General features: G+C 34.2%; 22 protein-coding genes. 2 read left to right on the top strand and 20 right to left on the bottom strand.

Translation table 11 applies throughout. The annotated features are described in order from the left end of the window. Nucleotides 1-41 precede the first annotated feature (41 nt). Nucleotides 42-1,604: an NAD(P)/FAD-dependent oxidoreductase gene (locus A7A78_RS14815; RefSeq protein ID WP_068763255.1), complete on the bottom strand. Its 1,563-nt coding sequence runs from the start codon at nt 1,602-1,604 to the stop codon at nt 42-44. A gap of 147 nt (nt 1,605-1,751) precedes the next feature. Between A7A78_RS14815 and A7A78_RS14810 the strand changes: the two genes are divergently transcribed. Further along, a complete protein-coding gene (locus A7A78_RS14810; RefSeq protein ID WP_068763254.1) occupies nt 1,752-4,040 on the top strand; it encodes a TonB-dependent receptor family protein in 2,289 nt (762 codons plus the stop codon). Nucleotides 4,041-4,158: 118 nt separating this feature from the next. After that, nucleotides 4,159-5,163, top strand: a complete 1,005-nt coding sequence (gene lplA, locus A7A78_RS14805; protein ID WP_068763253.1) for a lipoate--protein ligase — start codon at nt 4,159-4,161, stop codon at nt 5,161-5,163. Between the two features lie 176 nt (nt 5,164-5,339). On the opposite strand, the gene A7A78_RS14800 is transcribed toward lplA, so the two are convergent. The 19 genes from A7A78_RS14800 to A7A78_RS14710 form a co-directional block, all read right to left on the bottom strand. Next, the gene (locus A7A78_RS14800; protein ID WP_068763252.1) at nt 5,340-6,677 is read right to left on the bottom strand and encodes a capsule assembly Wzi family protein; all 1,338 of its coding nucleotides are present in this window, start codon (nt 6,675-6,677) and stop codon (nt 5,340-5,342) included. A 10-nt stretch (nt 6,678-6,687) separates the two neighbouring features. Then, nucleotides 6,688-9,072, bottom strand: coding sequence for a GumC family protein (locus tag A7A78_RS14795; RefSeq protein WP_068763251.1), 2,385 nt, complete (start codon nt 9,070-9,072; stop codon nt 6,688-6,690). A 3-nt stretch (nt 9,073-9,075) separates the two neighbouring features. Further along, entirely contained in the window at nt 9,076-9,831 is a 756-nt protein-coding gene (locus tag A7A78_RS14790) for a polysaccharide biosynthesis/export family protein (protein WP_068763250.1), read from the bottom strand. Nucleotides 9,832-9,920: 89 nt separating this feature from the next. Next, nucleotides 9,921-11,882, bottom strand: a complete 1,962-nt coding sequence (locus A7A78_RS14785) for a nucleoside-diphosphate sugar epimerase/dehydratase (RefSeq protein ID WP_068763249.1) — start codon at nt 11,880-11,882, stop codon at nt 9,921-9,923. 31 nt (nt 11,883-11,913) lie between these two features. After that, nucleotides 11,914-13,050: an aminotransferase class I/II-fold pyridoxal phosphate-dependent enzyme gene (locus tag A7A78_RS14780; protein ID WP_068763248.1), complete on the bottom strand. Its 1,137-nt coding sequence runs from the start codon at nt 13,048-13,050 to the stop codon at nt 11,914-11,916. A 10-nt stretch (nt 13,051-13,060) separates the two neighbouring features. Next, complete coding sequence (locus tag A7A78_RS14775) at nt 13,061-13,636, bottom strand: sugar transferase (protein ID WP_207489384.1); 576 nt, start codon at nt 13,634-13,636, stop codon at nt 13,061-13,063. Nucleotides 13,637-13,644: 8 nt separating this feature from the next. Further along, nucleotides 13,645-14,391, bottom strand: a complete 747-nt coding sequence (locus tag A7A78_RS14770) for a formyltransferase family protein (RefSeq protein ID WP_068763246.1) — start codon at nt 14,389-14,391, stop codon at nt 13,645-13,647. Beyond that, entirely contained in the window at nt 14,388-14,726 is a 339-nt protein-coding gene (locus tag A7A78_RS14765; RefSeq protein ID WP_068763245.1) for a hypothetical protein, read from the bottom strand. The genes A7A78_RS14770 and A7A78_RS14765 overlap by 4 nt, the downstream gene beginning before the upstream one ends. Then, nucleotides 14,707-15,324 carry a sugar transferase gene (locus tag A7A78_RS14760; protein WP_068763244.1) on the bottom strand — a complete coding sequence of 206 codons (618 nt, stop codon included), beginning with the start codon at nt 15,322-15,324 and terminating at the stop codon, nt 14,707-14,709. Before A7A78_RS14760 ends, A7A78_RS14765 begins: the two co-directional genes overlap by 20 nt. 57 nt (nt 15,325-15,381) lie before the next feature. Continuing rightward, nucleotides 15,382-16,530, bottom strand: coding sequence for a glycosyltransferase family 4 protein (locus tag A7A78_RS14755; protein ID WP_068763243.1), 1,149 nt, complete (start codon nt 16,528-16,530; stop codon nt 15,382-15,384). Nucleotides 16,531-16,533: 3 nt separating this feature from the next. Continuing rightward, on the bottom strand, nt 16,534-17,616 hold the full coding sequence (locus A7A78_RS14750; RefSeq protein ID WP_068763242.1) for a glycosyltransferase: 1,083 nt from the start codon (nt 17,614-17,616) through the stop codon (nt 16,534-16,536). Then, complete coding sequence (locus A7A78_RS14745) at nt 17,613-18,800, bottom strand: hypothetical protein (RefSeq protein WP_068763241.1); 1,188 nt, start codon at nt 18,798-18,800, stop codon at nt 17,613-17,615. The genes A7A78_RS14750 and A7A78_RS14745 overlap by 4 nt, the downstream gene beginning before the upstream one ends. Continuing rightward, nucleotides 18,797-19,690, bottom strand: coding sequence for a sulfotransferase family protein (locus A7A78_RS14740; protein WP_068763240.1), 894 nt, complete (start codon nt 19,688-19,690; stop codon nt 18,797-18,799). Before A7A78_RS14740 ends, A7A78_RS14745 begins: the two co-directional genes overlap by 4 nt. Next, on the bottom strand, nt 19,680-20,843 hold the full coding sequence (locus A7A78_RS14735; protein ID WP_131811161.1) for a glycosyltransferase: 1,164 nt from the start codon (nt 20,841-20,843) through the stop codon (nt 19,680-19,682). Before A7A78_RS14735 ends, A7A78_RS14740 begins: the two co-directional genes overlap by 11 nt. Then, the gene (locus tag A7A78_RS14730) at nt 20,831-21,712 is read right to left on the bottom strand and encodes a sulfotransferase domain-containing protein (RefSeq protein WP_068763238.1); all 882 of its coding nucleotides are present in this window, start codon (nt 21,710-21,712) and stop codon (nt 20,831-20,833) included. The genes A7A78_RS14735 and A7A78_RS14730 overlap by 13 nt, the downstream gene beginning before the upstream one ends. An 8-nt stretch (nt 21,713-21,720) precedes the next feature. Beyond that, the gene (locus A7A78_RS14725; RefSeq protein ID WP_131811160.1) at nt 21,721-23,022 is read right to left on the bottom strand and encodes an oligosaccharide flippase family protein; all 1,302 of its coding nucleotides are present in this window, start codon (nt 23,020-23,022) and stop codon (nt 21,721-21,723) included. A 21-nt stretch (nt 23,023-23,043) separates the two neighbouring features. Then, entirely contained in the window at nt 23,044-23,610 is a 567-nt protein-coding gene (locus tag A7A78_RS14720) for a CatB-related O-acetyltransferase (RefSeq protein WP_068763236.1), read from the bottom strand. A 19-nt stretch (nt 23,611-23,629) separates the two neighbouring features. After that, nucleotides 23,630-24,628 carry a sulfotransferase gene (locus A7A78_RS14715; protein WP_068763235.1) on the bottom strand — a complete coding sequence of 333 codons (999 nt, stop codon included), beginning with the start codon at nt 24,626-24,628 and terminating at the stop codon, nt 23,630-23,632. Nucleotides 24,629-24,719: 91 nt separating this feature from the next. Then, a complete protein-coding gene (locus tag A7A78_RS14710) occupies nt 24,720-25,976 on the bottom strand; it encodes a sulfate adenylyltransferase subunit 1 (protein ID WP_068763234.1) in 1,257 nt (418 codons plus the stop codon). Nucleotide 25,977: the final 1 nt, after the last annotated feature.

Genomic DNA, 25,977 nt, shown 5'->3' with positions numbered 1-25,977 from the left:
GGTTGCAGGTTGCAGGTTAAAAGTTTAAAAAAAATCCCAAATCACAAGTCCCGATTTAATTTCTCCGCAATTGCATCCACACAATTAATCCCATCAATAGCTGCGGAAATGATACCGCCTGCATAACCTGCACCTTCTCCACAAGGGTATAATCCTTTTATTTCAATATGTTCTAGCGTTTCCGGATTCCGTGGAATGGAAACTGGCGAAGAAGTTCTACTTTCCGGAGCATGTAAAACGGCTTGGTTTGTATAGTATCCCTTCATTTTTTTTCCAAAAGAAACAAATGCCTTCTTCAATCTTTTTGAAATGAGCACTGGTAAAACTTCATTTAAGTCTGCAGAAACAATTCCTGGCTGATAGGAAGTTTTTGGGAAATCTTCTGAAATTTTTCCTTCCACAAAATCAATCATCCGTTGGGCGGGAACTTTTTGCGTCTTCCCTCCTGCTTCCCAACAACGTTTTTCTACTTCTTTTTGAAAATCGAGGCAAACAAAAGGGTCTCCTTCTTTATAATTCGGTAAATCTTTGGGTTCTACACTTACCACAATTCCGCTATTTGCATACGGATTATTACGTTTACTTGGGCTCCAACCATTTGTAACTACTTCCTCCTGCTCAGTTGCACAGGGCGCAATAATTCCTCCTGGACACATACAAAATGAATATACCCCCAATCCATCAACTTGCTCTACCAAAGCGTAACTCGCTGGTGGTAAATATGGTTTGTCATCCTCGCCGTGATATTGAATATAGTCAATCAATTCCTGTTGATGTTCCACCCGAACCCCAATGGCAAATGGCTTGGCTTCAATTTTTATATTTTTATCTTGAAGTAAATAAAAAATATCCCGTGCAGAATGACCAGTTGCAAGAATTATGTTTTCAAACTCAAACCATTTTTCGTTATTTATTTGAATCGCCTCAATAGTATTCTCTTTCAGCATTAAATCGGTTAGCTTCGAATTGAAATGCACTTCGCCCCCATTTTCAATAATGGCTTCCCGCATTGAAGTGATGATTTTCGGTAGTTTATTTGTTCCAATATGTGGATGCGCATCTACAAGAATATCTTCATCCGCACCAAAGTGAACAAACCATTCCAAAGCCTTCAAAACCTTTCCGCGCTTTTTGCTTCGGGTGTAAAGTTTTCCGTCAGAATAGGTTCCGGCGCCGCCTTCGCCAAAACAATAGTTACTTTCTGGATTTACAATTTGGTCTTTATTGATTACCGCCAAATCTCTTCTGCGTTCCCGAACGTCTTTTCCACGTTCAAAAACGATTGGTTTCAAACCGGCTTCAATAGCTCTTAGTGCAGCGTAAAGACCAGCCGGGCCCGCTCCAATGATTGCAATTTCTTTGGATGAAGAAACATTCTGCGGAATAAATGGCGGAATAATTTCACGTTTTTCTCCTTTCAGCCAAATTTCAATTTGCAGATTTAGTTTGATAGGTTTTCGGCGTGCATCAATGGAACGTTTTCTAATTCGCCAATCGCTTATTTGCTCCTTCCGAAGTTTTTCCTTTTCCAAAGCAAGTTCGAGGATATAATCCAAGTCTTCCTGCTGCCGTGGCAATATCGCTATTTGAACCAGTTTGCTCATAGACCGCAAATATAAATTTTTAATGGCGAAGTTTTTACAATAATCAAAGCTGAGGTATTCACTGACCACAAGTTAAAAATTGATTAAACTTTCGGTGACCTACCAGCTTTCGTTGAGTTATTGGCTATTTTTAATACAAATAATTTTATGGGAAAGAAATTTTATATAACACTGGCGGCTATTTTAATAACCGCATTTTTTAATATTGTTTCGGCACAAAATAGAGGGATTATTTTTTCTGAAAAGGGACTTCCTATTCCGAATGTTTCCGTCTTTTACAATTCTGAAAAGGTTGCTGAAACCAATAATAATGGAATATTTTTGCTGCCCACAGAGTTAACGCTACCAATAGAATTGCGCTTTGAGCACCCTAATTTTTATATTGCAACTTTTGAAATGACGGAATCTAATTTTAATTTAATCCTTTCACCTCTCTCAAATAGCGAAAACCTCGATGAAATAATTATTTCTTCAACCTATCAAAAAGAAAGCAAAGTAATTATTCCCACTGAAAAAATTTCCGCTGAAAAATTGGATGCTTACAGTCCGATAGATTTGGTCTCAGCAATAAATGAAACTCCCGGTGTTTTTATCCAAAGCGGGGCTATCAATACCAATAGAATTGTTATTCGCGGGGTTGGTTCGCGGACGCTTTATGGCACCAGCAAAATACGAGCTTATTTCAACGGAATTCCTATAACAAACGGCATTGGCGAAACAGCAATCGATGCTTTTGATCCAGAAGATCTGCAATTGCTGGAAATAGTAAAGGGCCCAAAAGCCACACAATACGGCACCAATTTGGGTGGGACTTTGCTGCTAAATTCCAAACAAGCTGCGGTTGGGGAAGCATTTGTGAAAAATAATTTAACGGTTGGCTCCTTTGGATTGATAAAAAATTCCGTTTCCACCGCAATTTCAAATGAAAGATTTTTGGTGAATTTAAACTACGATCATTTAGAAACAGATGGTTTTAGGGAAAACAGCAATTATGATAGGAAAACTTTGCTACTCACTTCCAACTATAAATTCAATCCTAAAAATGAGTTGGGGATTTTATTGAATTATGTGGATTATTTCGCGGAAATCCCCAGTTCCATAGGGAAAACTGCTTTTGAGGAAGATCCCGCACAAGCGGCTTTTACCTGGAAGGAGGCACAGGGTTTTGAAGATAACAAACAAGTTTTGGTCGGCCTCAGTTTTACGCATCGCTTTTCCGAAAATTTCAGCAATACCAGCAGTGTTTTTTATACTTATTTGGATCATTACGAACCGCGACCGTTCAATATTTTGGATGAATTCACTAATGGTTATGGAGCGCGGACGGTCTTTGCAAAAGACTTTTCATTTTTAAAAAACAAAGCCAATCTCAGTTTTGGCGGGGAATTTTACAAAGACGAATACAATTGGAAAACTATTGAAAATTTATACGAGGAGAATAATGGCAACGGAAGCTTGGAAGGCGAATTGTTGAGCGAGAATATTGAAAAGAGAGACAATTTGAACATTTTTATAACCGTAACGCTTCCTTTTACCCAAAAGCTTAAAGGTCAGTTCGGCGTCAATTTTAATCGAACCACTTATGATTTTATGGACTACTTTAATGAAGGAGAAGCAAACAAAAGTGCTGATCGAAACTTTGAACCCATTTTGGCACCGAATGTAAATTTGTTATACCAATTCACTGAAAACAGTAGCGCCTATTTCAACTTCAGTCGCGGTTTTAATTATCCTTCCATTGAGGAAACACTTACGCCGGAAGGAGTAATAAATCCGAATCTCGGACCCGAAAAAGGTTTTAATTATGAATTGGGAAGCGAGCTTTTCCTTTTTAAAAGAAAACTTCACTTTCAATTGAATGCATATCTTTTGGATATTGACAACTTGATTGTTGCGGAACGCATCGGGGACGATCAATATATTGGCAGAAATGCTGGAAAAACGGAACACAAAGGTGTTGAATTGAATATTTCCTATAACCAATCTATAGGAAGATTTTTATACATTTCCCCCTATATAAATGCCGAAATCACTGCCCATAAATTTATTGATTTTGTGGATAACGAAAATGACTTTTCGGGAAACCAACTTACGGGAGTTCCCGATAAAAAAGTAAATGGCGGAATAAACTTTGGTTTTAAAAACTTCACATTGAACACGAATTTTCTTCATATTGGGGAAATTCCCATAAATGACGCCAACGAACTTTATTCAGAAAAATATACTGTTTTTAACACAAAAGCTTCTTATAAAAAACAACTTTCAAAAACGCTTACTTTTGAAATAAATGCAGGGATAAATAATTTTACGAATGAAAAATATGCTTCATCGGTTTTAATAAATGCAACCGGGTTTGGAAATTCAGAACCTCGTTTTTATTATCCGGGAATACCTCGAAATTGGTATAGTGGTTTTAAGCTTGATTATTTATTTTAAGTTTCTAGTTAAAAGTTTCAGGTTTCAAATTCACTAATTCACACATTCACAAACTCACCTATTCACTTTTAGCTTTTAGCCCCAATAAAAACTATCTTTACGTTCCAAATAAAAAACAATGATTTTTATAGAAAACGAAGGCAACACAAACCCGCAATTGAACCTTGCCTTGGAGGAATTTGCGCTTCGAAATTTTAGTGCTGAGAACGACTATTTATTGTTCTACATAAATGAACCTTCCATCATTATTGGCCGTAACCAAAACACTTTGGAAGAAATAAACCACGAGTATGTTGAAAAAAACAACATTCACGTAGTACGAAGGGTTTCGGGCGGCGGAGCTGTGTATCATGATTTTGGAAATCTCAATTTCAGTTTTATCACCAATCACGATGTGAAAAGTTTGAACAATTTTAAAAAGTTTACTGCTCCCGTAATTAAAGTTTTAAATACTTTGGGCCTAGATGCGGAACTTAAAGGCAGAAACGATATACAGGTTGATGAAAAAAAGATTTCGGGTACAGCTCAATTTTCCACTGGAAAACGAATGGTGAGCCACGGCACGCTTCTATTTGATACAGATTTGGGTGAAGTTGTAAATGCACTAAACGTGAAAATGAGCAAGATTGAATCCAAAGGCCACAAATCTGTGCGCAGTCGGGTGGCAAATATTTCTGAATTCCTAAAAAAACCCTTAAAAATCGAAGAGTTTAGACAGTTACTTCTGGAAGGACTTTATGAGGAAAGTGAACCGTTTGAAAGCTACCATTTAACGCCCGAAGAATGGAAAGCCGTTCACCAGCTAAAGGAAGAGAAATATGACACTTGGGACTGGAATTACGGCCGTTCGCCCAAGTTCAATATACAGCGGAGCAAACGTTTTACAGTTGGCGAAATAGACCTCAGGATTTTTGTTGAAAAAGGACACATAAAAGATTTTAAAATTTATGGGGATTTCTTCGGAAAAGAACCCGTAGAAAATCTTGAAAAGCTATTGGAAGGTGCCCGTTATGAAAAAGAAGATATTTCGGAATTATTGAAGGATATTGAGATTCAGGAATATTTCGGAGACATTCCAAAAATTGATTTTATTGAATTGGTTTATGGGGCTGATGAATTCTAACAATACAATTTTACAAAATCATTAATTTTTTAAAGTGAAAAGTAATTACAAAATACTTTTAATAATTCTTGCAGCTTTGATAACCATTATTGGGTTCGTTACAGGTAAGTTTTTGTTCCTTTTTATATGGTTGCCTTTAGGATTTCTTTTTAATAAAGAGAAAAAGGAAGATTGATTTAAAATTTATAGGAATATTCAATTCCGCCTCCAATAAGAGCTTTGGCTATGTTTGAAAAATCTGCTCCAGCCATTACCGTAAAAGTTCCTAGTTTCTCATGTTTATAAGATAGCGAACCATAGTTGTACCAATAGTTCCATTCAGGAGAAAAGGGTTTTCGATAAGTTCCCAGATATTTAGTTACGGTGGTTTTCAGTTTCCATTGAAAATTGCCGAATTCTCCCATAACCCCAAAATGATGGGTTTTTGAGCGATTGCTAATAAAAGCAGTAGTAGTATCTGTAATCTCAATATTTTTATCAAATAAAATAAACGGTGCGCCAATTATATTTTCTTCATAAGTCCAACCGCTTCTGTAAATATTATTGCCGAAATAGCCGTCAAACCCGCTACCCACAGATATTCCGCTTTGATCGGATGTATCGATATATTCATAAAGAATGGAGGAAATTATTTTTTGATTTTGGGGTTTAAAATAAATGCCCCAAACACCATCGGGAAAATTTGCCAAACGTGTGCCAGAGCCATCTTCAAAAGGATGTTCGTGATAGAAAGAGAAATTTCCCCAACTGTTTTTAAATTCATAATTCAGCAAATAAGAACCCAAGTGGTTTCCTACTTTATTTATGGTTTCGTCTTCAATGCCGAGTTCCTCTGAATTATGCGCAAAAAAAACATTGATAAAATCTTTAAAACCGTCCTTTAAATCTCCATAAACAGGAGACGTTCCGCCCCATTGAGCATAATGTTGAAGCTGCGCAGTAAGTTTATGGTTTTCATTGAAATTGGTTATTAAAGCCAATCTTTTGTAATGCACATGAACAGCATCCACAAAACGGTTGTCATTTAAATCATAATGGGCGATGCCCCAATCTATTCCAAAAGTATTGGAAATTTTTATTGGGTTATTTGCTTCCAAAAGAATTCCCGGTAAAGGTCTTGCATTCCCAGACCACAAAAAGTTTTGATTGGTGGCAGAAAGTCCGTCGAGCACTTCTTTTTGTTTTTTTGCGCCCACGGTAGCAAATAGCCAAGAATTTTCAAACTGAATAAATAAGTCCCTTCGCTGAACCGCATCTTCCACACCATCCCTACCATATATTGCTGCGCCACCTTTAACCTTAAAGGAAGAAAATGTTAAACTTGCCGTCAACTCTCCAGTGGCGGAAAGATTGGTAAGCACACCAACGGCATAGTTGGTATTTGTGTGAAACCAAAAGGGATTTTCGTCCTCATTAGATAAGATTGCTTTTGCAGCTACAGTTCCTGAAATATTGAATTCCTGTGAAAAGCTTATCATAGGAAGAAGGAAAAATATAAATTTTAAAAGCTTCATAAATCTTAGTCTATTTATTCAGAAGCTTTTGTAGCAAAGAACGCTCTTCCCGAGAATATGCATAACCATATTTATTTCCATAGCCAAAATTGTTCAAATTAACATTGTTCAACACCATTGCCACATTGGACAAGCGGCCATCATTAATGGCATCTTGTGGGAAGTCAAGCAAACGTTTATCTGTATAACCAGCACGGACTACATATAATGTAATATCTGCAAGTTTGTTTATCAAAATGGTATCTGTAACCAGCATCGATGGTGCCGTATCCATTATGATAAAATCAAATTCTTTTTTAAGTTCGTCTATAAAAGTGGTTGTCCGTTTTTGCATTAATAATTCCGCGGGATTTGGAGGTATAGCTCCAGAAAGAACAATGCTTAAGTTTGAGTTGTATTCGCTTTGGGCAACAACGTCTTCCACTTGCATATCGCCATAAACAATATATTCTGTAAGACCTTTTTTAGTTTTTAAATGATCTGGCAAATAACGCTGTAATTGTGGGTTACGAATATCCGCACCCACCAAAACAACTTTTTTTCCAGTAAGGGCAAGTGTCAGCGCCAGGTTGAACGCGACGAATGTTTTTCCTTCTCCTTTTATAGTTGAGGTAACTATCAATGTTTTACCTGTATTATTTTCCTCCAATTTGTTGATGAACAAATACTGAAGATTGGTACGTAAAATTCTATATGCCTCCGCCATAATACTACGATCATTATGCTGAATCAATTCAGAATCACCGCGTTTTATTTTTGGTATTTCCCCAACAATAGGCGTTGTGGGCAAATGGCGTTCCACATCTCTTCGTGAAGTTACCTTTGTATTCAAAAGATTTACACCATAAATTCCCATGAATGGAACCAAAAGTCCCGCCATAAAAGCCCCTAAGTAAATAAGTGGGATTTGTGGTGAAACTGGAGTTTTATTGCTATAGGCATAATCAACAATTTTAGCTTTTGGTGAAGTTGCTGCTAAAGAAATGGATGCTTCTTCCCGTTGTTGCAATAGGAAAAGATAAAGTTGTTCTTTTATAGTCTGTTGGCGTTCAATTCCTCTAAAAATTTTCTCTTTTGCTGGAACTTGTGATATTTTTGAGTTCAATGTAGATTCTTGAATATTAAGATCTTTCATCGCTACTTTTAATGCATTACTTGAATTTTTTAAACTTCCAAGAATACTGGAGCGTATTTGCTCAAGTTGACTGTTTACATTCTCAACAACAGGGTTTTTACTGGTAGAGTTTTGTAACAACTTATTTCTGTATAGAATAAGTTGATTGTAATTGTTTACTGATTCGGCAACCTCTTGTGATTCAATACCAATGTTTGATGGCAACAGATCTTGTTTAGAACTATTCTCCATATAATCAATCATTGTTTTGGAAAGCTCCAGTTGAGTACCAACATCCAATTGTTTTTTATTGTACTCGCTGGCATTTTCAAGGATTATCTGGGCTTCGGCCTGAATGTCTGTAAGTCGATTACTGCTTTTAAAGATTTCCTTATTGCTTTCAACGGAATCCAATTCCTTTGTAATTATTTCAATACGTGAAGCTATAAATTGGGATGTTTTTTTGGCAATTTCATTTCGGTCTGTAATTGCATCTTCGTTGTATTGATCTATAAGTTCATTTAAAAATTCCTCTGCCTTTTCTGTCACGGCTGAAGCAATGCTTAATTCCACAACATTACTATTTTTAATTTCGTTAATCACAGAAACCTTTGCCTGATAATTAAGTGCAACGTTTTCTACGGGAAGATAAGTAACTAATACTTTTTTCTCCAAAAAGCCTTTAAATTTTTCCGGTTCATTTGTATTTGGAAGAACAGTTATTTCGCCAAAAGGAAGGGATACACTTTCACCAAATTTATAATTGCCAGAAAAGGTGTGGGCTTCGTCTTCAATTTTATATTCAGATTCGGAAATTATATCAAAATATAGCTTTGGTGCAATGTTGTTTGAACTTTCTTTTTTAAAAGATTGATATTGCACCGTAAATGGCAAATATGAATACATTTCGGTAGTTTTTATTGCACCAACTGATTCATATTTAATATTAAGCCCAAGTTCTTTAACGGTAGCTTCAATAATCCTTTTAGAATTAAAGATAGAAAGTTCGTTTTCTATTTTACTACTATTAAACCGAGAAAGGAAGTTACCAAATTGTGAAAATGCCGCCAAATCAATTGGACTATTGGAACTTTTTTCATCTTTAATGATTATAGTAGCCCTACTCTCATAAAGTTTGGGAGTATATCTTATATAGATAAATGCCACTACTAATGCTATAAAAGCGCCAAGCAAAAATAAATACCAATAACGAGTATATTGTTCAACAGCCTCTTTTATAGAAACTTCTTTGTTTTCTTTAGGAAAAATTTTTTGATCCAAATTTTAACGTGTTAAAATTATTACTGTACTAAGAACTACTGTTACAAAGGAGAGCAAAGCTGGAACATCTGGTATAAAACCAGATTTTCTGACACCTTTAAGGGAAGGTTCTACATACACAATATCATTCTGTTTTAAAAAATAATATGGAGAAGTGAAAATCTGTGAACTTGTATAATCAATTTTAGAAACTTTACGAACGCCATTCTCTTCTCTAATTACAGTAACTTCCTTTCTTTTTCCGTCTTCAGTAAAATCTCCTGCAAGAGCTATGGCTTCCGGCAAAGTAACACGCTCATCTTGGATTCTAAAAACTCCAGGAGTATTCACTTCCCCAATTACAGTTACTTTAAAATTAATAATTCGTACATCTACAACCACATCCCTTATATATTCTGAAAGTTTAGCTTTTAATTCCTTTTCAACAGTTCCGCGTGTTTTGCCCATTACAGGAAGTGTTCCTAATACCGGGAAGCGTATATCTCCTTCGGAATCTACTAGATAACCTTGCAACTGTATGTTATTTCCAGAGGTACTACCCTCAGTGGCTATATTTCGGGTAAATGGTTTTGTTACATCTGAATCTATGGAAGAAACGGTTATGTATAAAATGTCATTAGGCTCAATAATTGGCTCAAAAGATGTTTCAATTTCTTTTAAATTTAAGTTTTCCGCATCCTGAAAATAGAGAATTTGCTTTTTAGTTGCACAGGAAAAAAGAGTTATTGAAAGTAAAAGCAGTATTGCAATTTTGTTCATTACAAATTAATTTTTAAGGCACAAATATAAGTCCTTCGTAAAAAATAGTAGGTGTTTTTTATAAGTATCTCTGGAGAGAAAAAAATCTATTATTCCTGTTTTTGCACATCCAAAACCTCGTATTCTGAATTATTGCTCAAAAATTCAGGAATCAAATCTTTTAGTTTTTTAACGATTTCTTTTCGTTTTCCAAATTCTGAAAGCGAAACAATTTCTTTAATTCTTGCCGTTATCAAAGTGTATTCAACGGTTGGAACTTTTGAAACCATAATTTTTGGGTGATAGGTTGGCAACGATGTAGAAGTGTCGTTCAACAATTCTTCATATAATTTTTCACCCGGTCTGAGGCCCGTAATTTCAATGTCTATATCTTCATACGGCTTCAGTCCCGAAAGACGGATCATTCGCTCTGCCATATCCAGAATTTTTATGGGTTTTCCCATATCAAAAATAAAAATTTCACCTCCATTGCCCATAGTGCCTGCTTGCAACACAAGTTGGCAAGCTTCGCTAATGGTCATAAAATATCTTATTATTTCCTTATGAGTAACGGTAACGGGGCCACCCTCAGCAATTTGTTTTCTGAAATAAGGTATAACGGAACCATTGGAACCCAAAACATTTCCAAAACGAGTTGTTATAAAACGTGTTCTGGATGTAATATGGTTTTGAAGAGATTGAACATACATTTCAGCAGCACGTTTTGATGCCCCCATAACATTTGTTGGATTTACAGCTTTGTCTGTAGAAATCATTACAAACTTCTCAATATTGTATTTTACGGAAAGGTCTGCCAAATTAATGGTTCCCATAATATTTACATACACTGCTTCATGCGGATTTTTTTCAATCAACGGAACGTGTTTATATGCAGCGGCATGATAAACCATATCGAAACGATACTTTGCAAAAAGCATTTCAATGCGCTCTTGGTTCCGGATGTCGGCAAGTATAATCGTAAAATTAATCTCGCTGTAATTTTGCTTCATAAACAGCTCCATATCGTGCAGTGCAGATTCGGCATTATCCAAAATTACAATCTTCTTTGGACTGAAAGCTGCCAATTGTTTAACAATTTCACTACCAATAGAACCTGCTCCACCCGTCACCAATATAGTTTTGCCAAATAAATCATTTTTGATGAGCTCTACGTCCATTTCAATTGGGGTGCGCTCCAATAGATCTTCAATCTGTATCGGTTTTATCTGTGTTTGAATATCTTCCTTTCGGTTCCAATGTTCAACAAGAGGTACGTTGAAAATTTCTACTTTATTGGCCAAACAGGCTTCCACAATCTGGTTTTTTTCTTTAATGGTAAGTGATTCGCTTACAATCAAAACGCCATCAAGGTTGTATTTTGCCAATAGCTCCGTAAATTCATTCGAGCCAGTATTAATAGGCACTGAAAAAACTGGTTTGTTTAAGATTTTTAAATTCTTGTTTATTTGGCTTTCTGTTATAAAACCTACAAGTTTATAAGGAAGATTAGATTCTGTAGTAAGTGCTTTCCCTAAAGAGATGGTTTGGTCATCCATACCAAGAATAACAACTCGTTTTTTAAGTTTACCTGTAGTCACTGCCTTTAAATACTGGTATGCTTCCTTCACGGTTATTCTGAAAAAAAGCATCAAGGTAAAAGAGAAGAACATATACAGCAAAATGCCGGTGGTCAGAAATATTTTTTGTCCCGTAAAAATGAAAAAAACATAATTGAAGATTACTGCTGTAAGTGCGGTTAAAAAAGAAGAAGATGCAACCTTAAAAACATCAGTAAAAGTAGAATGGCGAACAATCCCAGCATATGTTCGAAGTACGTAAAAGAAAAACACATTTATTGAAATCAAAAACAATGCTCTGCCCGGTGTTGGCCATACTTTGTGAAACTTGAGCGGAGTTCCGTCAAGTATCAAAAACATCATCATAAATGAAAAAATACAGATAATAATATCTAGCATAAATACTGCCCAACGAGGCAAATATCGCTGATTAAGAAATGTCAATTTTTTATTACGCATTGCAAATTTTGCTAAAAAGGAATTTTCTTCAAACATTTTTCAATCGATTTGGGGCCGTAAATATACCTCAATTATCGATGAAATGTATCAAAACATCGTTAATCTTAACTTTTTCTTTACTTTTTAAATTTGAACCAGATGGCAAACACAACCCAATTTTGAAAAGATTTTCTGAAATTGTAGCTCCATAATATGGTGCATCCTTAAAAACCGGCTGTAAGTGCATTGGTTTCCACAAAGGTCTACATTCAATATTGTTTTCAGACATTTGTAAACGAATATCTTCAGAAGAAAACCCACAAATATTGGCATCCACCAAAATACAAGACAACCAGTGATTGGAAAAATAATTGGAGGTTGGCTCTGAAAATAAATTTATACCTTCTTTTCTTTTAAAAATATTTTTATAAAATTGGTTCATTTTTCTTCTTAAAGTTACGTGTTTATCAAGCACTTCCATCTGTCCGCGGCCAATTCCCGCAGAAATATTACTAAGTCTGTAATTGTAACCTATTTGTGAGTGTTGATAGTGGGGCGCATTGTCCCGGGCTTGTGTAGCAAGAAATATTGCTTTCTCTTTATGTTTTAAGTTCCGTGAAACCAAAGCTCCACCTCCAGAAGTTGTAATAATTTTGTTTCCATTGAAAGAAAGAATCGAAATATCCCCAAAAGTGCCACACTTTTTATCTTTATAACTACTGCCCAATGCCTCTGCACTATCCTCTATAACTGGAATTTCATATTTTTCTGAAATCTTCTTTATTTCTTCAACTTTATAGGGCATTCCGTAAAGATGCACGGCGATAATTGCTTTTGGTTTTTTTCCTTTAGAGATTCGATCTTTTATGGCTTCCTCCAAATGGTTTGGGCAGATGTTCCAAGTATCTAGTTCGCTATCAACAAAAATGGGAGTTGCCCCTTGATAAATAATAGGATTTGCCGAAGCGGAAAAGGTCATACTTTGGCAGATTACCTCATCTCCCTTTTCAACGCCCAATAAAATAAGTGCCAAATGTATTGCCGCAGTGCCAGAGCTAAGGGCTGCAACGTGATTGCCCTTCCCCAGATAACTTTCTAAAGATTTCTCAAAACCATCCACATTTGGACCCAATGGCGCTACCCAATTTGTATCAAACGCCTCATTGACGTAGTCTTGTTCAGTTCCGCCCATATGCGGGGAGGATAGGTATATTTTAGTATCCATTATTTTTTAACTATAATTTTGGGGATGATTTCATAAAAAACTTAGAAACAGTTTTAAAAATTATTTTTAAGTCTTCAGTGAATGATTTTTTATAATAATATTCTAAATTCATTTTTAATTTATCGGGAAAAATAACAGAGTCATTATATTCCAAAGGATTTGCTTTTGTGCTTAAAATATGTTCTTCATTAAAATATTTTAAAGAAGCCTCACTTGTCAATCCTGGTTTCAATTCTAATATTTTTCTATTATCTCCTTCTAATTTATCATAATATCCTGGAATATCAGGCCGCGGGCCCACAAAACTCATTTGCCCAAAAAATACATTCACCAATTGTGGTAGTTCGTCAATTTTCGATTTTCTTAGAAACATTCCAAATCTTGAAATATGGCCTGTTTTATCATTTATCGTTCTGATTTTAAATATATTAAATAATTTTCCGTACTGCCCTACCCTTTTTTGAACGAATAATCCAAATGATAAAGTATCCACACTTGCTAAAATGAGGCATAGCAATATGAGCCAACCCAGAAAAATCAAAAGGAATAGCGATAAAAAGGTGTCAAAAAAATATTTTATGGACAAAGTCAATTTTATTGTTTAGAAATATTTACCTGAATATAATAAGTATCACCGCCTTCAATAAAATAAGCAGCTTCTTCAATTTTATTTGTTGTTAGACCTCTCAATAAATTAACCAATTCCTTTCCGGAATAGGATTTATTCAGATTAATTTCCTGTACGTTTTTTAAATCTTTTTTCGAATGATTGGTACCTACATGCGTTTGTTGAGTAGATTTTGGGTTCAAATTTTTTAAACTTTCAAAAGCTTCACAAAAAACTTCTTCCTCTACCTTCATCACTCGCTTATATAACGTGTGTGCGGTATCTGACGGTTTAACCTCAATTTTTTTTTGATGGATAATGTTTCCCTCGTCCAGTTTTTCGGTCATAAAATGCAAGGTAGCTCCATAAGGCGTTTCGTCAATTATTGCCCAACTTGGCGTATGCCAACCCTTATTATAGGGTAAATAGGCAGGATGAAGATTTAAAAAACCTATTTTGGGCATTTTCAAAAATTCAGTTGGAATAATATACGGAAAATGAATCCCGAAAATATAATCCAAATTCAACGCTTGAATTTTTTCAAAGTTATCTTTAAAGGAGTTTCCACGGAAAATTAAATCATCCGTTAAACCAGATAATCCAATCAGCTCTTTGCAATGTGAACTTTTGGCGCTGTCTGATATAAATAAGGCCGATGGCTTATACCCCTTTGAAATAATAAATTTTAAAATGGCAACGCTTATTTTTCTATCGCCCGCAAATGCATATTTCATAGTTTTTTCAATAAAATTTTATTTACAAATGTTTTTGGGAATTCAGGCGAATTTTTCAATCGCTCAAATACGAACTCTGATTCTAGCTCTGGCCCTGTTCTTTCCAATTCCTCAAATTGATTGAACCAATCTTCCAAATGAAATATATACTGCTGAATTGCTTTTTTTTCATTCTCTTCACATTCGTATAAATACACTTCTAAAATTTCGTAAACATTCAAGTTTGCAGACTTTATGCGAAGTGCCTGAAAATATTTCTTTTCGGGGACATATAAATTATATGCAGCTTGGGAGCGTCCAATGGCTATTTGAAGTTTAGTTATTGTCGAGATCATTTCCTTTAAAATATAGTGTGGTAGCTTGGCCTTTCTGTGAGATGCCTTCTTTTACAAATACTTTTTTTATAGTCAAAAACAATATTTTGAAATCCAAAACCAGACTAATATTGTTAACATACCAAACGTCATATTCAAATTTCTGTTGCCAGCTAATTGCGTTGCGACCATTTACTTGCGCCCATCCAGTAATTCCGGGTTTCACATTGTGTCTTTGCTTTTGAAAATCATTATACAACGGCAAATATTGGGGCAATAGTGGTCTTGGACCAACAAAACTCATATCGGCTTTTAAAACATTTAGTAATTGGGGCAGTTCATCAAGAGAGGTGGAACGAACGAAACGGCCAACGGAAGTAATTCTTTCGGCATCTGGCAACAGATTTCCAAGTTTGTCCTTCTTGTCCGTCATTGTTCTGAACTTAACAATTGTAAATATTTCTCCTTTTTTGCCTGGTCTTTTCTGTAAGAAAAAGGGGGAGCCACCATTTGTTAACGTAAGCACTATCATTACCAAAATGATTATGGGACTGGCTATTAAAAGCAATACCAATGCAAAAGTGATATCAAAAAAAGGCTTTATTAAATTTACGTACATTTTTGGGGATATGCTTGAGCGTGCAAAATTAAGTAAAAGGAAAGAGATGCAATAGTTTTAAAGTGTTTGATATTCTTTCAAAAGGGCTTGCCATATTTCCAATCTGCTAAAACGCGAAACTATTTTTTGCCTCGCAACCGCTTTTAAATTCTTGTACAAATAAGTATCGGTTGAAATTAAATTCATTGCAGTTTCCAATTCTTTCACATTTTTGGGAGAAATAATCAAGCCATTAATCTCGTTTTCAATAATCTCGTTACAGCCATTAATATTGGTAACTATTGCTGGCAAACCCATTGCGCCCGCTTGCATAACTACGTTTGGAAAACCCTCGCGGTAACTAGGAAATACCAAGGCATCAGAAATAGAAAAATAGGAACGCACATCATTTTGATAACCTACGGAATAGATTCCTTGGTGATTTTCAATTTGGGAGAGGGTTTCAGGTAAAAGTGGGTCAAGATTACTCTCAAAAGGCCCTACTAATAAAAGGGAGATGTTCGGGTTGGAATTTGCAAGATTCAAAAAAGCGGCAACCAATTCATTTATCCCCTTATCTTTTACCAATCGACCCACAAATATAAATACGAATTGATTTTGAGGAATACCAAGTTTTTTTCTAAATGATGTTCTAATTTCTTCAGTGAAAAGCGAAGGATCAAAATCTGCAGTGTCAATACCGTTACTACTTCCCTGCCCTATTATAGATAACTTTTTTTGGGATGTAAATTTCTCTGAAATTATAAAATCATACAATCCTTTTGAATTTGGATAAACCTTTGTTGCAAAACGATATGTAAGCTTTTCCACAAAATTGAGAATTTTCCTTTTTAAACCTGACGCTTCCATAAGCGGAAGTCCCGCAACGGTATGCAATCTATTGGGCACATTAGCTAGCCTAGCTGCCATCATCCCAACAATCCCAGCTTTTGGTGTATGGGTATGCACAATGGAAGGCTTTTCCTTCCTAAGAAATTGGTATAATTTAAAAACGGCAGCAAAGTCTTTTAAAGGAGTGATTTTTCGGGTAAGCTCTAAATGAAAAATCCGAATACCTTCTTCTTTTCCAAACTTTTCCAACCTTTCCTTATCGGCAGAAATTGCAACAACTTCATAATTTGAAGCCATAAAGCCCAACTGTCCTTCAAGTAATTTTTCAAGGGACATCGGTACTGTAGTGATACGGATAAGTTTAGGTTTTTGCATTTTTTAGAGTATGGATTTGTATAAATCAATATGCTTATTGACCATAATTTCTATATTAAATTCTTTGGAGCGCTCTACACAAGCCTCAGAAATACTGCTATAAAGTGATGGGTTATTGAGCAATTCTAAAATCTTTTCGGCTAACATTCTTTCATTGCCTTGGGAGAAAAGAATACCCGCTCCTTTAACTACATCTGTAAGCCCGGGAACGTCTGAAGCTATAAAAGGCTTACCAGATGCCATGCCTTCAATGCTAGCTAATGATAACCCCTCGTGTTTTGAGGAAAGAACAACAACATCAGCAGTTTTTAACAAGGCAGGAACATCCATCCGAATGCCGAGGAATTTAACTCGGTTTTTTAATAATAATGAATCCACTTCTTTTTCACAATCTTTTTTTAAAGGGCCGTCACCCACTAACCATAGTTCTGTATTTTCGGGTAAATAAACTAATGAACGTATCAGGGTTTTTTGATCCTTTTGTGCCGTAAAACTTGATACTTGAAGCAATATTTTCTTGTCTTCATTTTGTTCAAATGAACTTTTGGTCAATGCTTTTGCGTTAAATATTTTCAATAGATCTACACCGTTTTTTATAAGTTTAAATGAAAAATTTTTAGTGGGTAAATAATTTTTTAGATTCGAATCTACGATTTCAGAAATTGTAATTAAAGTATCGTATTGCCGATAGACGATTTTATCGGAAAATTTTAAAAATGTATTGCTGCGCCTATTATTGGTGGTGTTATGTTCCGTAAAAACAATTTTTGTTTTCGAATTTGAAAGTAGCTTTGCAAATGCAACCCAATATAATGCTGGAAAAAGATGCACATGGACTACATCATATTTTTTTAAAAAGGGAATTATTTTAAAAATTAAAAAAGGATTGTATGGGCTACCTTCCCCCAATGAAAATATCTTACAATCGCTTTTAATTTCAAGTTCTTCGAGAAGTGGATATTTGGTTCCGTTCAAAAGTAGAAGATCCATTTCTATTCCTTTTTTTCGGTAGAGAGGTATTGTGTCGCAAAGAATTTTTTCAGCGCCTCCAGTATTCAACGAGTTTATTATTTGGAGTACTTTCATAAAATAACATTTCTCTTCTTCATTTCATTCCGAAGAATTACCCAATATCCAAATATTATCAAAGCCATTATAAAGGGCGTTTTTTGACGTAGCATAATTCCCAGGTTTCCCAATATTAATGAAAAGGCCAATGAGCCTATAAAAAAGAATATGGGCAATCCCATAAGTTGAAATCTTGAATTCCGAAAAGCGGCGAAAGGTTTACTTATTAATACTTTAAATGAAAAAAGCAATAATGCTAAATTTTCAAAGGAAGATAAAATACCCAAAATTCCCGGGGCATCAAAAAATAAGGGTCTATATAAAAATGTAAATACTTTTAATGGCAAGGGATAACTACTAACATCTATTGAAGATTCTGTTCGCGCTTTACCCAATACACTTATCTTTTTTGTGGAATAACTCTGTATGCTATCTGCATCAAAACTTTCCAATTTTAAAAACTGTAACACATAACCTACAACGGATATAAACCCAATTGAAAAAATTAAAAAGAGTATGATTTTCTGATATGATTTTATCTTACTACTAAACGTTAATGCTATTCCAAAAGAAACCAATAAAAACAAGGTGATATGTGGGCGAATTATAAGAGAAAAAACCAATGCTATTAATATCCCAAAAAATCTTTTTTTTATGTTTGAAATAGAATAGATAAACAAGGCAATACAGAAAAAGAGAATGGTGTCCTTCCCGATTCCCGAAGACCAAAAATGTAAATTGGGGAGAAATAAAAGAATTGGAAATATTGGTATTGCAAATATTTTGCATTTACGTAAATCAAGATAGGAAGGTATATTTTCTTTAATGATTAAATAAAAATAAATAAACCCAATATACCCAAGAACAGCGTATAAAAGCGTACCGGTAAAAAATGAAAGACCTAAAACTTTTGCAGGAAAATAATTTAACAACATTATAAAACCAGAAGCTTGCCGAAAGCTCATGATTTCAAGAATGTAATCCAACGTATAATTTTTGCTGTAGTTTACAAACCAAAATCCTAAAGCATCACCACCTTCTTCTGATAAATAATAGAAAAATGTAATTGTAATAACCAAATGATAAGCAAAAAGTTGATTCAGCACTTTTTTATCATATTGATTAAAGATGCCGTAAAAGTCTTTAAACTTATAGCCAACCATTAGGGCAATAACACAAAAAACAATATCCAGAATAATCATTTAATTAGATTTTTATAGTTTTTGGAATCTTCCAAAAAAATAGCTTCCAAAGATTTTTTCGTTTCTAGTTCCAAATCCATGGATTGCGATTTTTTCTTTTTAAGAATATTGAAAATTTTATGTCTCAATTTTTTAGGAACTAAATAAGAAAAATAATCCTTTACCCCAATCTGTTTAAAAACATACAAAACTTTTTGGAATCTGATATCTGATGATGGATTAGTATGTGCTCTTTCAACTTCTATTTTTCCCAATTCAAGAAATCCAAAAAGGTTTTCCAAATTATTTTCTAGATTTTCAAAATTCAAAATCAAAACATTTTTGCAAAATGCATCAACATACTCTTTAATGTCATTGGCATACAAACTCATCGCCAAATAGCTCCAATTATCTAAATTACCATTTTTATACTCATTTAAATTATTGCTAATTTCTGTTTGAAAACTTTTGGAAGTTCTCCCCAGTCCAAAATCCATTTTATAGTGTGAAAAAGCCCTTTTCAAGGGGTCTCTCAACAATATAATTATTTTGGCTTCGGGATTATAATCGAATATTTTTTTTGCAGTTCCACTGTTGTTAAGATAACCTGTGCTTGCTTCCGCTAAATATTTATGATTATCGTTCGATAAGGAAAATAACTTTTCATAGTGGGTTTCTTTTGAAACGTTAGTGATATGTAATGGTTGTGGAAAATCTTTTTCGAAATAGGCTTCCAAATCGAAAAAGCGGGATGGTTCATATATTTTTTGGGGAAGTTTTTCAACAAAATAATGTGGCTCCTTAATGGGGCTCACATAAATTTCGGGATGCTGGGCAAGCATTTCGATAAACGATGTGGTTCCAGCCTTCATAGCTCCTACAACAAAAAGATTTGCCTTTCTATTCTCCATTACTCAACTGATGGGTTTCAATTAATTCAACATACAATTCCACTGCTTTAGAAATATCAAAATGGCTAGCCCTTTCAATTCCATTTTTTGAGAATTCACTTCGTAACGCTTCGTTGGAGACTATCTCAGAAATTTCAGCTATTAATGAATTTTCAGACCATTTTTCCGGAGTTTCTATTAATGTGCCGTAAGATGTTTTAAGTGGTAAGCTTGCTTCATTCATCTTATTTTCCATTAAAATTTCCCTTGGCCCACCACAATCAGTTGCTATAACAGGAACACCCAATGCCATTGCTTCCACCAAAACTAAACTAAAGGATTCTGAGGAAGAAACAAGTAAGGATAGTAATGCCCTTTTAACAACGGGGTGCGGGTTTGTTATGTTTCCCAATAAGTGAACTTTATTCTTTAAATATAAGCTTTCTATTGTTGTTTCAATCTCGGGACGTAATTCCCCATCCCCCACTAATACTAAATGAACATCATTATTTTTAAGGTAGTTTTCCAATTGCTTTAACAGCAGCAAATGATTTTTCACTGGCCGAAAACCAGCTACGTAAACAATATATTTTTCTGGCAAATTAAATGGCGCTTTTTCCTGCGCGGCCAATTTTACAGCAGCTACGTCAATTGCGTTATGGATTACAAAATGTGGAAGATTAAATCCATATTTTTTATCAAACATTTTTTTTATGTGGTGTGATACCGAAACAATTAGATCTGCTTTTTTATAAATTTTGCCAACAAAAAAATCTAAAGTTTTATTTCCACTCGTTACACTCCATTCACCATGAAGTACGCAAATGGTATAATCATTCCCCTTGGAAAGAATATTGTGCAGGTTAGCCATGAGCATATGGCTAACACTTGCTTGTGGATTTAATTTCCTTTTAAATGAACGTATAGCTTTTTGTATTTGAAATTGCCTAATTATTTTTTTTAAAATATTTTCTGATTCGGGTGTGTATAAATGTGTTAATTGGCCCTTATAAGAGTAGTTTTCCTTTTTATTATATGTAATTAGATGATGATCAAATTTTTGGGACAGGCCATGACTTATATCTGCCGTAAATTTTTCAGCGCCACCTCCGTGAAGGCTTGGGATTATCGTTAATAGTAATTTTTTATTTTCCGTCATAATTACTTTCGCCAATTGGATAAATCTCTTTTTATTAGATTTTCCAACTTTTTTATATCATCATCAAAAAAATTAACAAGTTCGCTCCTAAACTCTGGGTTCAGTGGTTTTCTTTTAAAATCTTTAATATTAGTCTGATTTGTTTTGTTTAAAATTCCAAATCCTTTTGTTATTTTTAATTTTTGCTTCAATAAACCCAAAGCTTTCACCATAAATGCCAATGATTTTGATTTTCTGACCTTTCCAGCATTTACAGCTACAAAATTTGTTCTACCATCATATTCAACATCAAGAAAGTCAAGTGTCTCTTTATATATTTTCAGCGCATCTTCTTTTAAATCGTCCAATAATATGAATTTAATTTTTTTACTCTCAACTATATTCAAAAGTCGTTCAACTTGATTTCCCAACTTACAAGTTTCCCCATATAGTAAAAGTTTTGCATCCCGAGTTGTAGTTGCCAATTTTTTATTTCTCCTTCTCTCCTCTTGTAAATTCCAAGCTTTTTTAAAATCAGTTTCTGGCTCGTTTAAATTAAACACCTGTTGTTCATGCAGTGAATATGCCATTTGAACAGGATTACGTAGCATGACTATAAACTTTAAGTTATTGCCCAAATTTTTAATAATATTCTTAACTGCCACTTCAGAATATAAATACCAAACCGATGCTTCACCCACAATAGTTTGTATATCTGTAGCGCTATTAAAAAGAGAAAGGTAGTGGTCATAATTCACCACGGAGTTATGTTTGTGGTCTTTGTTAAAATAATGTGGCTCCTTAAGTTTTGACATAAAAACTTTGGGATGGTCTGCCAACCATTCTGCCATAGATGTAGTGCCACATTTGGGGGCTCCCAATATGAATAGATTTGGGGTTTTCATATTTTTATCTATCTAAAGATTGTTGTGTTTATTTTTAATTTATTTCTGAGATATATAAACAATGTTATGTTTTGAATAATTAATAAGATAGCTGTTATCAACGCGGCGCCAATTACATCAAAATAGATTATAAAAGGTATACTAAGAATAATGTTCGTTAATGTGATATATAAATTATTGCGTGTAAAGAATTTTTGATTTCCACTCATTGATAATACCAATCCAACAGAGCCCATAATGGAGCTAACAAGTTGCCCAACACACATTATAATTAATGGTATATATGCATCTTTAAATGAACTTCCAAACATCAAGGCAATCAATGATTTTCCGCCCAAAATAAATATTAGAGTTACGGGTATGGCACTTACAAAAATTATTCTACTAGTCTTGGTTATTATATTTTGCAGGTTTTTCAAATCCTGTTTTTCAAAAGCACTTGAAATATATGGAGCAATGGCCGTATTAATAGCCGTTAATGTGAACGAAACCAATCCTGCGCCGCGAAGAGCAATATCATATATTGCGACTCCTTCCACACTGCCAAAAATGGCCAAAACATAATTAACAGATTTTGATCTTATGACTTGTACTCCACTATTAAGTGAAAAAGGGATAGCTTCCCTAAACCATTTTTTGTTATGGTAAATAGGCTTTATGCCTTTAATTTTACCGAGTAATTTTAAATGTAGAAAATAATGCCCAATTACAAAGGAAATTCCTGCTGCAATTGCATGTATAATCATTGCTTTTGCTGGGCTTAGCTCATTATTACTTATATAATACAGAAAAACACCTAAGCATAGAAGCGTATTTTTTAAAATTGTATCTGGTATTTGTCCCAAAACAACATATTTTAAACCCGTTAGCATAGCTGCCCTGATGGCACTAAGACCCATAAAAAGTAAAAGAATAAATCCAAACCATAAAGCATTTACAAATTCAATATTATAAGATTTCCACCATACTAAATATGTTATATATCCAAGTATTAAAATTATTAAAAAAATAAAAAAAATTATTTGGTTTGCTCTTATGACCATTCCTTTCATCTCCTGTTTTTGATCATTAGAGTCATAAATAGAAAAATATCTAATTATTAAATTTGGCAACCCCATAGTTAATGGGATTGACAATAAAGTTACTGTGGTGAATGCCAAAACATAATAACCATAACCTTCAATATTCATAGCACTTGCCATAAGTATTCCCGTAAGCAGGGTAAAGAATGCGGATAGAAATTTGATCATCAAATTGCCTACAGCAGAAACTTTTATGTTTTGGCTATTTATAATATTTTTAAATCTCAATCTTATCTGTTTTAATTGCAATTATTCAAAAAAAGATCGATTTTCTTGCATTTTATCAAGTGACCAATCCCACCATTTTGATGTTTCTATCTCATCAATTTTTTCATTATCAAATCGAGTTTTTATAAATTTTGCAGGTACGCCACCAAACACTGAATATTCGGGAATATTTTTTGTGACAACAGATCCAGCGGCTATAATAGCCCCATTTCCTATACTGACTCCAGCTAGAATAATCACGTTATCTCCAATCCAAACGTTATGGCCGATAGTAACATCTCTTTTTGATGAAATCGCGGTATTTTTAAGTATTTTTTTTTGCAGAGCATATTGCAAGTTTACTACTCCAGAATCGTGATTAGATGAAATTATTTTAATACCATCGCCAATAGCACAATATTTTCCAATTTTGGTATACCCCTTTCCCTTAATAACTATTTTTCCGTTTATCCGGGTACCGTCATTGATAAAAGTATTATTTGCAATTTTTGAACCTTTGCCAATATAGATACCTGTATGGTCACTAATACTTTTAAAATTCAAAAGCATCCGCGATAATTTGTATTTTCCTTTTTCGAATAAAATCATTATTAAATAAAATTATAAATTACCTATTTGCCTTTAATCTAACCTTTAAAAAAAACATATTCAGATTTCCTTTTAGTAAGTATCTTCTTATTCTATAGATATTTAGGTTAATCATTCCCATTAAATGATTTTTTTTTGCTAAAAACATAGAAACCAATAAATTTGATTTTTTATGAAGTATAGAAGGATTTGGTATCAAAGATTTTAGCCTTGATTCAATATATATAATTTCCCATTTCTTAAGTTCCTTTTGCCAGGCATCTGTTCTTTCTATTTGGGAAGATCTATATATATTTCTATGTATTCTAAATTCCTGTTTGCGCAAATAATTATCTGTTCTAGTTTTATCTTCTGTAGAAGGCTGTAATTTTAAATATGTTATTACATTTTGAACAACTTGATTTTTGTCCTTAACCAAATCTTCATAGGCTATTGTCAAAATACTTCCGATTGACAAACTTATCCGCTCCATTTTACCCATATACTTTTGATATTGATTGACACAAAACTCAATATCATCCCATCCCATGCTGGATCTGCCTTTATAAAATGCCTTTGGTGTATGTAGTATGGAATTAATACAAGCCCTTGGATCCCTTTTTATATGAATAATTTTAAATTCTTCAAATTGCGATGCTATTTCGGGCATAAAATCCACAAGACCGCCATCTTTTATAAGTACATTATTTATATTTTCAATTTGCAATTTTTCCAAAATCATTTTTGTTACAGAAAAAATAGCCTGTTTATGATTATCACACCTTTGAAGTTGTTTCAATACTTCTGCGTATGAAAATTTAAAGGCTTTAAATTTTGGGTCTTCAAGTATGAGATTTGCCAGTTTATTAGGCTGATATTCCTTGTAAATTTTTTGATGGGCAATTAATATCCTGAAATAATTGGTTTCAGAAATAACAGCCAGATTACCACAATTTTCTGCTAATAGGCGAGATAAATAAGTGCTTCCAGATCTAGAGACATGTAATAAAAAAATAAAATTATATTTCGGTATTGACATTATTACAGTCCTTTATGAAGCACTCTAAAAGTATGGCAATTTTTTCTAAAGAAAAATGCTCAAATATTTTTATCTCAAGTAGATAGAGCTTTTAAACAATCATTCCCGCTGCAACAGTTTCATGGGTAGCATCATCTATCAATACAAAACTACCTGTAATTCTATTGTCACGATATTCATCTACCATCAACGGTCTTGTTGTACGGATGGTGATTCGAGCAATATCGTTCATTTTTAACTCTTTGTTATTTTCTTCACGAGCATAGGTATTGATGTCTATTTTATAAACCACTTCCTTAATCATTGCCTTTTGCTCATTTGATGTGTGCATAATAGTATATTTTGCACGTTCACGGGCTGGACTATTATTGAACCAACATAACATTGCATCAAACTCCTGTACAGATGTGGGCATATTGTTTTCCTTTACAATCATATCGCCGCGGCTAATGTCTATATCATCTTCTAACGTAATTGAAACAGACATTGGTGCAAAAGCTTCTTCCAAACTCCCATCCATACTGTCAATGTCTTTTATTTTTGAAGTAAAACCAGAAGGCATAACAACTACGTCATCACCAGGTCTAAAAATCCCACTAGCCACACGGCCAGCATAGCCTCTATAATCTATAAAACCTTCGCGCTGTGGGCGCAACACTGTTTGCACTGGAAAACGGGCATCTATTTTATTGATGTCGCTACTGATGTGCATCGTTTCCAAAGTGTGCAATAATGGTGCACCTTGATACCAATCCATATTCGTGGAACGGTTCACCACATTATCGCCATCCAATGCGCTTATTGGAAGAAACTGAATGTCTTTTACATATAGTTTTGAAGAAAACTCCTCAAATTGATGGATGATGTTTTCATAAATCTCTTCGGAATAATCCACCAAATCCATCTTATTGATACAAACAATAATATGCGGAATTTGCAATAATGAAGCAATAAAAGCATGCCTCTTCGTTTGTTCAATTACACCGTGACGCGCATCTATCAAAATCAAAGCTGCATTTGCAGTAGAAGCACCTGTAACCATATTTCGAGTGTACTGAATATGGCCCGGAGTATCGGCTATAATAAATTTCCGTTTTGGGGTTGTAAAATATCTATATGCAACATCGATAGTTATCCCCTGTTCTCTTTCGTCCTTCAAACCATCTGTGAAAAGTGCGAGATCCACACCTTCGTGGCCTTTCTTCTTACTTGTATTTTCTACAGCTTCAAGTTGGTCTTCAAATATTGCTTTGCTATCATACAGTAACCTTCCAATTAGTGTGCTTTTTCCATCGTCCACACTTCCTGCGGTTGTAAATCTTAATAACTGATTCTTGTCAATTTCCATA

Origin of the sequence: Aequorivita soesokkakensis, from assembly GCF_001641085.1 — a bacterium.
GTDB lineage: Bacteria > Bacteroidota > Bacteroidia > Flavobacteriales > Flavobacteriaceae > Aequorivita > Aequorivita soesokkakensis.
The sequence above is the reverse complement of the archived record's forward strand: the minus strand, read 5'-3'. Positions and strand labels throughout refer to the sequence as shown.

Coding starts and splice junctions, on each gene's coding strand:
- A7A78_RS14815 (WP_068763255.1), bottom strand. CDS start 1,604: ATGAGCAAACTGGTTCAAATAGCGATATTGCCACGGCAGCAGGAAGAC.
- A7A78_RS14810 (WP_068763254.1), top strand. CDS start 1,752: ATGGGAAAGAAATTTTATATAACACTGGCGGCTATTTTAATAACCGCA.
- lplA (WP_068763253.1), top strand. CDS start 4,159: ATGATTTTTATAGAAAACGAAGGCAACACAAACCCGCAATTGAACCTT.
- A7A78_RS14800 (WP_068763252.1), bottom strand. CDS start 6,677: ATGAAGCTTTTAAAATTTATATTTTTCCTTCTTCCTATGATAAGCTTT.
- A7A78_RS14790 (WP_068763250.1), bottom strand. CDS start 9,831: ATGAACAAAATTGCAATACTGCTTTTACTTTCAATAACTCTTTTTTCC.
- A7A78_RS14785 (WP_068763249.1), bottom strand. CDS start 11,882: ATGTTTGAAGAAAATTCCTTTTTAGCAAAATTTGCAATGCGTAATAAA.
- A7A78_RS14780 (WP_068763248.1), bottom strand. CDS start 13,050: ATGGATACTAAAATATACCTATCCTCCCCGCATATGGGCGGAACTGAA.
- A7A78_RS14770 (WP_068763246.1), bottom strand. CDS start 14,391: ATGAAATATGCATTTGCGGGCGATAGAAAAATAAGCGTTGCCATTTTA.
- A7A78_RS14765 (WP_068763245.1), bottom strand. CDS start 14,726: ATGATCTCGACAATAACTAAACTTCAAATAGCCATTGGACGCTCCCAA.
- A7A78_RS14760 (WP_068763244.1), bottom strand. CDS start 15,324: ATGTACGTAAATTTAATAAAGCCTTTTTTTGATATCACTTTTGCATTG.
- A7A78_RS14755 (WP_068763243.1), bottom strand. CDS start 16,530: ATGCAAAAACCTAAACTTATCCGTATCACTACAGTACCGATGTCCCTT.
- A7A78_RS14750 (WP_068763242.1), bottom strand. CDS start 17,616: ATGAAAGTACTCCAAATAATAAACTCGTTGAATACTGGAGGCGCTGAA.
- A7A78_RS14745 (WP_068763241.1), bottom strand. CDS start 18,800: ATGATTATTCTGGATATTGTTTTTTGTGTTATTGCCCTAATGGTTGGC.
- A7A78_RS14740 (WP_068763240.1), bottom strand. CDS start 19,690: ATGGAGAATAGAAAGGCAAATCTTTTTGTTGTAGGAGCTATGAAGGCT.
- A7A78_RS14730 (WP_068763238.1), bottom strand. CDS start 21,712: ATGAAAACCCCAAATCTATTCATATTGGGAGCCCCCAAATGTGGCACT.
- A7A78_RS14720 (WP_068763236.1), bottom strand. CDS start 23,610: ATGATTTTATTCGAAAAAGGAAAATACAAATTATCGCGGATGCTTTTG.
- A7A78_RS14715 (WP_068763235.1), bottom strand. CDS start 24,628: ATGTCAATACCGAAATATAATTTTATTTTTTTATTACATGTCTCTAGA.
- A7A78_RS14710 (WP_068763234.1), bottom strand. CDS start 25,976: ATGGAAATTGACAAGAATCAGTTATTAAGATTTACAACCGCAGGAAGT.